Raw genomic sequence first — 9478 nt, 5'->3', positions numbered from 1 at the left:
GCACGATAAAATCAATATACATTTTTTTCGTAAAAACCCTTAAATAACCTATCTATAAGGTATTTGTCGAATTTACATTTCGTTACATATGTTGATTGTTTAACGCCAACTTACTTATCGAGTAACTGAACATCCGCATCAGCACTCAAGCCTGTTAAACTCAAACTAAAGTTACTTGGTGTTCCCACATTGAAACTATAGTAATCGTCAATATCACCAGTTCCTACCCAGTCACTAAAACTTTGAGTACCTGTTAATGTCCCAACAGCACGGGCTGTAGCTAGGGTATTTCCAGCATAATCAACAGGTGCATTTACTGATGGAAGTTGCTGTGAACTAGACACTGTTAGACTGGAACTTAAAGGGTCTTTATCCAGGTAAGTTGAGAAATTACCCAATCCTGATAAAGAGGAATCAAAAGACTTTTCAGAACTATCAAACATAATGCGCTCCTAAATAATTTATGAAAATCTTGATTACGTAGGTTGGGCAATGCTCATCTTGGGTGTACTTCAAGAGTGAAATATTAGTATCACTGAGAATCTAGGATAAACTACTGCTTTTGTGGCGGATATTTTGCCTAAACTGTCACTTTCATTACACACATCTAAAATGATTTATGTTAACTTGACTACAGTAAAAAATACTATTTTATTAAAAAAATTATACTAAATTGTGCAATAATTACGCAAAAATGACGTAAAAGCCTTGATTTACCTGATGACGACTGATTTTAATTTGTAAATCTTAATACTTATTCGTGCTTCTGCGTGAGAAATAAAATGTCAATCACACGCAGGTGGGCTTTATTCGGATAGCATCCAAGAATATTACATATTTTGATATCTCCACATAGCAGACATAGTGTCTAAATCAATCCCGTTCATATCACCTTCCGCCGTATTTTTAAACAACGCCGTAAACGCACCCGCACCCAACCGATATTGCGGAAACATCCGATAACAAGGAATACTAGTTAAACGAGATTGAAAAGTAGATAAATGCTCAACTTCCACCGCTTGAAAATGCGGAAACCGTTCTAAAAACCATTCACAAACCTGCTCATTTTCTTCAGCAGAATAAGTACAAGTCATATAAGCCAAATAACCTTGAGGGGCAACAACTTGGGCAGAATTAGCAATAATCCGTTTTTGACGATTTGCACTTTTATTAATTGAAGTCGCGTGAAAACATCCCGGTGCTTTCTCATTTTTAGCTAGTAAAGATTGCCCGGTACAAGGGGCATCAACTATCACCAAATTACTCGAAGCTGGCAACAGTTCTGCAAAAATACTCGAATCCCTATTTACTACTCCACTAGGTTTAATTTGACAACGTTTTAAATTAGAAATTAACATCCCCAACCGCTTACCAATCACCTCATTAGTAATTAATAAATCAGGTTTTAAAGCCCTCCAAGCAAACACACTTTTACCACCAGGGGCAGCACACATATCAAAAACTACAGATATTGATTCGGGAATTGCCAACAAAACCGAAGCAGAAAATACCGAAGAAAAATCTAAACAATAAAAATGTCCTTGTTCATGAAGAGAATGCTTACCAGGTTTTTCTCCTAAAGATAACCGGTCTACAAAATGCGGTTGCCAATGTGTTGGTGTTTGCACATTAAAAGGCGAAATATCGGGTTTATCTTGACACCACAGAATACAAGGTGCAAAAGGTTGAGGATGAACTAAAGCATCAATAAACTTTGTTTGTTCATCTACATTTGCAAATAACTGTCGCGTAACTTTAAGCAATAAATTAGAAGGTTTTTGCATATTAATTTCTACCAAATTAAATCAGAAGAGAAACTGTTACATGAGAACAATGCAATCAATATATTTGGCTGCATACTAAAAAGACATTGACCGATATTCAAATGGCGTTTGCAAAGTTCGTCCGTTATGGCTTCTGGCTTTTGCCTAGAAGCTAACCTTGTTTTAATGCTTGTCAAACTCATACCAAATTAAGATTTTAGATTTGGTATTCCACTTATGTACCGGAGAGGTCATGATATTTAACAATTTTCAGCAAAAACTCCGCCAAGAATCACAACGTTGGCGAGACGAAGGAATTATTAATTCTTCCCAGTATGACCAAATAGCCAAGCGGCATCAATTTAATAAGATAGAAGAATCTACCCGTGATAGTTTTGGTGTCATTGCCATTGTCATTGGCGGTTTACTATTAGGCTTAGGTTTAATGACCCTTGTGGGCGCAAATTGGCAGGGTTGGTCACGGGATGTTAAGTTTATCTTGTTAATGAGTTTATTTCTCTCCACAGCCATTACTGGGTTTTTGACTTGGCGAGAACCTACACTTACCACAAATCAGGGTAAAAAATCCCAAGAGGGTAAACGGGTACTCGGAGAAGCATTGTTAATTCTCAGTGCTTTTATTTTAGGGACAACCCTCATGTTAATGGGGCAAATATTCAATATTAGCGGTTCAGCTTCTGAGTTATTTTTAGCTTGGGGGTTTGGAGTGTTAGTCATGGCTTATAGTCTTTCCCTCAATTCCTTGGGAATTATGGCCATTGTCCTCATTCAAATCGGTTATTGGATAGGAATTGGTAATTTAGGATCTGAATCTGGGGAACTGACTTGGGCGCGGTTAGCTGTGCGCCATATGCCCTTACTATCATGGTTACTGTTTGTTCCCTTAGCTTATATTTGCAGATCCCGGTGGATTTTTGGCATGGGAGTTGTGGCATTTATTATATCTTTGCAATATAACCTCAGACCTTTACCACTCTTAACATTTTCTGATCTAGTTTCTTGGATAGCTTCCTTTGCGTTGGCTTTACCACCTGCCTTACTTTGGAGTTATGACGATTTACTTTTTCCCACAGTTAATTATAGATTGTTTCAACCCCTGGCACGTAATTTAGGTTTGATTTGTTTTGGGGTAGTTTTTTATCTTTTGTCTTTTCGTTCTCAATGGGAATCTGTAGACTCTAGTAGCAGTTTATCATTTTTAAATCCCTTCGATCAAACTAGTAATTTATCGAATGTATTGCCATCCTTGCCCATTATTGATTTAGGAATTCTCAGCGGTTTGGCAGTGTTGCAATGGTTGTTTCTAATTCGTCAAAGCAACAGTCCACTTCGTCGGGAAGTATTTTTCAGAATTGGCATTATTACTACTTTTTTGGGTTTCATCCTGATTACTCCCTTTTGGCATCAAGCTATCACCAGAATTACTGAACTAGGCATTTTTATCTTCAACATTTTGTTGGCAATATTAGCCTGGGGATTAGTTCAAGAAGGGTTGAAATTACGAAAAAGAAACGCCTTTTGGTGTGGTATGTTATTATTTACCCTGCAAATTATTAGCCGGGTTTTAGAATATAATACTGAGGTTCTTTTCCGGGCTTTAGTATTTGGTATTTGTGGTTATTCTCTCATTGCAGCCGGACTTTGGTTTGAAAGTCGTTTTACTACTTCTAAAACTAGTAATAGCGGGAATAGCGGTGGTAGCGGGAATAGCGGAAATAGCGGGAATAGTGGTGGTAGCGGTAATAGCGGGAATAGCGGTGGTAGCGGTAATAGCGGAAATAGTGGGAATAGCGGGAATAGTGGGAATAGCGGTGGTAGTGGAAATAGCGGTAATAGTGGAAATAGCGGTGGTAGTGGAAATAGCGGTAATAGCGGTATCAAAAGTAGTAGTGGAGGCAATAGCGATAACAGGGGTGATAAAAGAAGCAATAGTGGGAGTGATTATAGAAGTAGTAGTGGAGGCAATAGCGATAATAGAGGTGACAAAAGAAGCAATAGTGGGAGTGATTGGAGTGATTATAGAAGTAGTAGAGGAGACAATAGCGATAATAGAGGTGACAAAAGAAGCAATAGTGGGAGTGATTATAGAAGTAGTAGAGGAGATAATAGAGATGACAACAGACGTGATAACAGAGGTGATTAATGGGATAATTTTCAATCAGAATGAAGACATATTCATCAAGAATAATTCAGCAGTTAAAACAAATTAATAGGGGATATTCTGCCGGATATTGCTACATTACTCGCACAAAATTAGATTTTGACTCTTACTTTCTTTCTCCTGACTCGGTGACTCCTGAAGTCTTGCTATATAGGGCTTGCTGAATAAACCGAAAACCTAGATAGATTAAGAGTTTCCCGGTTAAAAAAGTGAATTAGGTGCAAGGAATAAGGATTGAAACCATTAAAAACCTATCATTTTCTGAAATTTGAGACTATTCTTCTCTCCTTCTAATTCTTCCTCCTGACTCGGTGACTCCTGACTCCTAGCCCTCACGAAAAGACTTTTTCAGCAAGCCCTATATAAATCTCTGCGGATAAATTCCTATCTAAAAATTAGCAGTAATGGGAAAAGTATTTTTTCCGATTATCTATTACCAATTACTAAATTAATCCCATGAAAAATGACTTCCCTGAATCAAAAAAAACCTCAACCCCAGAAATGCAATTTTCTGAAAAGTTAACTTTTCGGGATTATCTTATTGCTACAGAACAGAAAGCTAATAAACCTTTACCGATTTGGCGATTAATTGCCCCTTTATTGGTTCAAGTAGGTTTAATTTTGGCTGTACCTTCTCAAGCCATGTATACAGACATGACTGGTAAGACGGTAATTTTGCAAACTGTAGCTATAAATCCTAATGATGTTGTCCGAGGTTCTTCATTGAACTTGGATTATAATATTTCTCGTCCCGAAACTTTGAGAAGATTACCAGGTTGGAATAATTGGTTGCGAAGAAATTCCCGCAGAGGTAGACAAATTTCCCAAGGAAGTACCTTATATCTAATTTTGCAAGAACGACAATCTTTTGATAGGAATGAACTCCAATCTTGGAAACCTATCCGAGTAAGTAGTAATCGCCCTGTTGATTTATCTAATAATCAGGTAGCTTTAAAAGGTAATTATCAAGACGGTTTAATTAATTATGGGTTGGAAAACTATTTCATTCCTGAAGAACAAAGACAACAGATTAATGAAGATATTTCACAAGTTCAGGAAAACAGAAATGGTAGACAACAACCAATTTTAGTGAGGGTAAAAGTAGATCCTCAAGGTAATGCTATTCCTACGGGTTTATCCATAAGAGATGCGAATGGTGAACGTGGCTATCGCAATTATCGTTTTCAATAGGATTAATCTGTCAGAATCATGATTTACAAGATTTAAGGATTTACAGGATGATAGAAAAAATTCCCAAATTTTATCAACCCAACAACAATCATAAATGCTGATTCTGACATTTTCACTCTTTTTATTGAGAGAGTGAATTGACACTCCCCGGTCTAAAGACACTGGGATTCCTGGTTCAACGAGGCCACTTAAACCAGAATCCTGGCGTTATCTAGTCCAAAAGAATATAATCGGCTTTTTTCGCCTTTCCCCGGCGTGTTTGATTCCCTTGAACATAAATCCAACCATCAGTAAAATATACCTGTTCTCGGACTTGCTTGGTGATATCCCACCCTGAACGCACCAAAGCAGGTAAAATATATTTTGTACAAATATCCTGTTCTGAAAGTTCGCGTTTATCAGTTATCTGTCATTAAAAAAGATAAACTTTCTCAGATCAGACAAGATTGCTATATATGATCAAGTAGAATAAGATGTTTGTCTGTTGTCAAAAATTGCTGCTATATATGTCCAAAACTTACACCGTAGAAATTAACCACCAAGGTACAACATATACTCTGCAAGTTCCTGAAGATGAAACTATTCTCAACGCCGCCTCAGCTACTGGTTTAGACCTACCAACTTCTTGCGGCGCTGGTGTTTGTACAACTTGTGCGGCTTTGGTTACAGAAGGAACTGTAGAGCAAGCAGATGGTATGGGTGTAAGTCCAGATTTGCAAAAACAAGGCTATGCACTACTTTGTGTTGCTAAACCTCTTTCTGATTTAAAAATTGAAACAGAAAAAGAAGACATCGTTTATCAAGCACAATTTGGGAAAGGGTAGTACCGCAGGGCGGAATTAAAAATTAACAATTAAAAATTAAAAAAGCAGATTGTATAAGCTTTTCATGAATTTTTAATAGTTAGTTGACTTACGCCGTTGTGTACTAGGTAAATAATTGATAATTACCAATCCCTAAAAAGTTTCTGTATTCTCAAAATCACAAATACAAAGGATTTAGAATCATGACAACTCACTTTATTACCGCCGAAATCGAATTGCAAGAAACCGCCACAGAATTGGAAAAAGCCATTACAGCGGAATTACAAAAACAAGGTGAACCCCTGCGTTGGGCTATTACTGCTATTGACGAAGAACAACAAATCGCAACAGTAGAAGCCGTAGTTACCGCTTAAATTTCTTCTTTGCGTCTTTGCTCCTTAGCGTCTTTGCGCGAAACAAAAACCTGTGATACCCATTCAAAAACCATACACCGTAATTTTAATTATACCCACCGGCATTGGGGCAGCAATTGGCGGTTATGCTGGTGATGCCTTACCAGTAGCTAGAGTTATATCACAGGTCTGCGATCGCTTGATTACTCACCCCAATGTCATGAACGGTGCAAGTTTATACTGGAATATTCCCAACGCTTTCTATGTCGAAGGATATGGTTTAGATAAATTTGCGGCTGGAGAATGGGGTTTACGTCCTGTCCGTAGTAACAGAGTCGGGTTACTTTTAGACCAGGGTATTGAACCGGAATTAATGCTGCGACACTTGCAGGTAGCCGACGCAGCCAGAGCAACCTTAGGATTAAATATTACAAATCATGTGATTACTGACGCACCGCTAAACGTAGAATTACGAACTTCTTCATCAGGTGCAAGTTGGGGAACAATTGGGAATCCTGATAGTTTATTACGGGCTGCCGAGAAATTAATTATAGCAGAAAAAGCCGAAGCGATCGCAGTTGTTGCCCGGTTCCCGGAAGATATGGACGAAACCGCAGTCCAAAACTATCGTCAAGGTCAAGGAGTAGACCCTCTAGCCGGTGCAGAAGCCGTCATTAGTCATTTATTAGTTCGTACCTTTAAAATTCCTTGCGCCCATGCTCCCGCCCTTTCTCCCGCCCCTGCGTCCCCTAATTTATCCCCTCGTGCAGCGGCTGAAGAACTAGGCTATACTTTCTTACCTTGTGTTTTAGTTGGTTTGAGTAACGCCCCGCAATTTATCATTAATACAAAAAATCACAATTCTTTGTCCACTGATATCTGGGTAAATCAAGTTGATGCTTTAATTATTCCCGCCACCGCTTGTGGAAATAGTGCTTTATTGAGTTTAAGTCATAAACAATGTCAAATAATTACAGTCGCAGAAAATAAAACTTTGATCCAAGTTCCTGCTTCTATGTTAAAAATTCCAACCTTACAGGTAAACTCATATTTGGAAGCAGTAGGCGTATTAGTCGCTCACAAAGCAGGTATCAATCCTTCCTCATTAACAATTAACAATTAACAATTACTAACCACCAATTACCAATTACCAATTATTTTTCTAAAATCCTGTGATTGAACAAAAAAATCAAGAACCAGAAATCCCCTACTTAACACGCACCCAAGTCTTAGTAGCAATGGGTGTAACCGCAATTATTCTCTGGATAGTTGCTAAATTATGGTTACGTTGGGGCGATATCATCCTTTTTAAATGGCACTGGCGCGAACAAGATTTATTATTAGGAATTAGTTTAGGTGTAATTATTACCATATTAAGTGGTTTAGCTTATCGCCTTTCCCCTCCCTATCGCAAAAGCGCTGATTATTATCTAGAAATGGTTCTCAAACCTCTAGCTTTACCAGATTTAATCTGGTTAGGATTACTTCCCGGTTTAAGTGAAGAATTATTATTTCGGGGTGTCATGCTACCCGCTTTAGGTGGAGATCATACCGCTGTGATCGTATCAAGTCTTTGTTTTGGAGTTTTGCACCTTAGCGGTCCCCAACAATGGCCTTATGTAATTTGGGCAACTATTATTGGTATAATCCTTGGTTATAGTGCCTTATTAAGTGGCAACTTGTTATTACCAATAGTTGCTCATATTGTGACAAATTGGCTATCTAGCTATTTATGGAAAATCCAAAAACTTTAGATATGGCTGGTAGCAGCCAATTCCTCCCCAGATTTTTGTCAAACAAGTCAATCCCATAAAAAATCTCTACATGATAGCTGCTTTGATTTTTTAAGGATTTTCTGCCCTGTTAGCAATGACCAATGACTAATCAACAACTGCCCCAATAAAGTTAAGATTCTAGTATCTGTCAATGAAAATTTTTTAAGCTATATAGTAAGCGGCAACGGTAAACACATTATGTATGATGTCCTAGATTCCCACGCAGTCCTGGAAGTATTGCGACCAGTAGAAGATCCAGAACTTCGCAAAAGTCTGGTAGAACTGAATATGATTCGCAACGTCAAGATTGACGGTGGCAAGGTTAGTTTCACTTTGGTGTTAACCACTCCCGCTTGTCCTTTACGGGAATTTATTGTTGAAGACTGTAAAAAAGCTGTAAAAAAGCTGCCTGATGTCACAGATGTAATTATAGAAGTAACAGCGGAAACACCCCAGCAAAAAAGCTTACCAGACCGGAATGGCGTACCTGGGGTGAAAAATATTATTGCTGTTTCTAGCGGTAAAGGTGGCGTTGGTAAAAGTACAGTGGCTGTAAATATTGCCGTGGCTTTAGCGCAAAGTGGGGCAAAGGTCGGTTTATTAGATGCAGATATTTATGGACCAAATGATCCCACAATGTTGGGTTTGAGTGATTCCGAAATTAATGTCCGTTCTACAGAAGCAGGAGACATCCTCGAACCGGCTTTTAATCATGGTGTCAAGCTGGTTTCAATGGGTTTTTTGATTGATCGAGATCAGCCAGTAATTTGGCGCGGTCCCATGCTGAATGGTGTGATTCGTCAGTTTCTCTATCAAGTCGAATGGGGAGAACTGGACTATTTAATTGTGGATATGCCCCCTGGGACTGGAGATGCTCAATTAACTTTAACCCAAGCTGTCCCCATGGCAGGAGTAGTCATTGTCACCACACCACAAACTGTAGCTTTGTTGGACTCCCGAAAGGGGTTGCGGATGTTCCAGCAGTTAAATGTCCCAGTTTTGGGAATTGTGGAAAATATGAGCTATTTTATTCCCCCAGATCAACCAGATAAGCAATATGACATTTTTGGTTCTGGTGGTGGTTCCAAAACAGCCGCAGAATTGGGAGTTCCTCTGTTAGGATGTGTACCATTAGAAATTTCTACCCGGATTGGCGGTGATACTGGTGTGCCGATAGTAATTGGTGAACCCAACTCAGCCGCAGCCAAAGCCCTAACAGCGATCGCTCTCACTGTCGCAGGTAAAGTATCAGTTAATGCTTTGACATAAGATCAGGAGTCAGGAGTCAGGAGTCACCGAGTCAGGAGTCAGGAGTCAGGAGTCAGGAGTCAGGAGTTTAGAAGAAGAAAGAAAGAAAAAAGAAGAAAGAAGAAAGAAGAAAATTTCTCTCCCTGCCCCTACTCCCCTACTC

8 protein-coding genes and 2 pseudogenes are annotated in these 9478 nt (G+C 38.8%); 7 read left to right on the top strand and 3 right to left on the bottom strand.

Going from position 1 to position 9478, the window contains the following annotated elements; translation table 11 throughout:
- Window positions 1-110: 110 nt before the first annotated feature.
- A complete protein-coding gene (locus PN450_RS12335) occupies window positions 111-443 on the bottom strand; it encodes a hypothetical protein (RefSeq protein WP_271836521.1) in 333 nt (110 codons plus the stop codon).
- Window positions 444-830: 387 nt separating this feature from the next.
- On the bottom strand, window positions 831-1784 hold the full coding sequence (locus PN450_RS12330) for an RsmB/NOP family class I SAM-dependent RNA methyltransferase (protein ID WP_271836520.1): 954 nt from the start codon (window positions 1782-1784) through the stop codon (window positions 831-833).
- Between the two features lie 232 nt (window positions 1785-2016).
- Between PN450_RS12330 and PN450_RS12325 the strand changes: the two are divergent.
- Together PN450_RS12325 and PN450_RS12320 are read left to right on the top strand one after the other, a co-directional pair.
- Window positions 2017-3468 (top strand): annotated as a pseudogene (locus PN450_RS12325) (DUF2157 domain-containing protein); the annotation flags it as partial.
- Between the two features lie 933 nt (window positions 3469-4401).
- Window positions 4402-5136 (top strand): GDYXXLXY domain-containing protein, encoded by a 735-nt coding sequence (locus tag PN450_RS12320; protein ID WP_168632048.1) that lies wholly within the window; start codon window positions 4402-4404, stop codon window positions 5134-5136.
- A gap of 220 nt (window positions 5137-5356) precedes the next feature.
- Here the strand turns inward: PN450_RS12320 and PN450_RS24085 are convergent.
- A pseudogene (locus PN450_RS24085) lies at window positions 5357-5542 on the bottom strand (hypothetical protein); the annotation flags it as partial.
- 100 nt (window positions 5543-5642) lie between these two features.
- Between PN450_RS24085 and PN450_RS12315 the strand changes: the two are divergent.
- The 5 genes from PN450_RS12315 (at window position 5643) to PN450_RS12295 (ending at window position 9336) form a co-directional block, all read left to right on the top strand.
- Window positions 5643-5960 carry a 2Fe-2S iron-sulfur cluster-binding protein gene (locus tag PN450_RS12315; protein ID WP_041458113.1) on the top strand — a complete coding sequence of 106 codons (318 nt, stop codon included), beginning with the start codon at window positions 5643-5645 and terminating at the stop codon, window positions 5958-5960.
- Between the two features lie 182 nt (window positions 5961-6142).
- A complete protein-coding gene (locus tag PN450_RS12310) occupies window positions 6143-6313 on the top strand; it encodes a hypothetical protein (protein ID WP_271836519.1) in 171 nt (56 codons plus the stop codon).
- A gap of 61 nt (window positions 6314-6374) precedes the next feature.
- On the top strand, window positions 6375-7415 hold the full coding sequence (locus PN450_RS12305) for a DUF3326 domain-containing protein (protein WP_148766904.1): 1041 nt from the start codon (window positions 6375-6377) through the stop codon (window positions 7413-7415).
- Window positions 7416-7464: 49 nt separating this feature from the next.
- A complete protein-coding gene (locus tag PN450_RS12300; RefSeq protein WP_148762703.1) occupies window positions 7465-8046 on the top strand; it encodes a CPBP family intramembrane glutamic endopeptidase in 582 nt (193 codons plus the stop codon).
- Window positions 8047-8265: 219 nt separating this feature from the next.
- A complete protein-coding gene (locus tag PN450_RS12295; protein ID WP_148762705.1) occupies window positions 8266-9336 on the top strand; it encodes an Mrp/NBP35 family ATP-binding protein in 1071 nt (356 codons plus the stop codon).
- Window positions 9337-9478: the final 142 nt, after the last annotated feature.

The sequence above is a fragment of the Dolichospermum lemmermannii CS-548 genome, from assembly GCF_028330815.1.
GTDB lineage: Bacteria > Cyanobacteriota > Cyanobacteriia > Cyanobacteriales > Nostocaceae > Dolichospermum > Dolichospermum lemmermannii.
The sequence above is the reverse complement of the archived record's forward strand: the minus strand, read 5'-3'. Positions and strand labels throughout refer to the sequence as shown.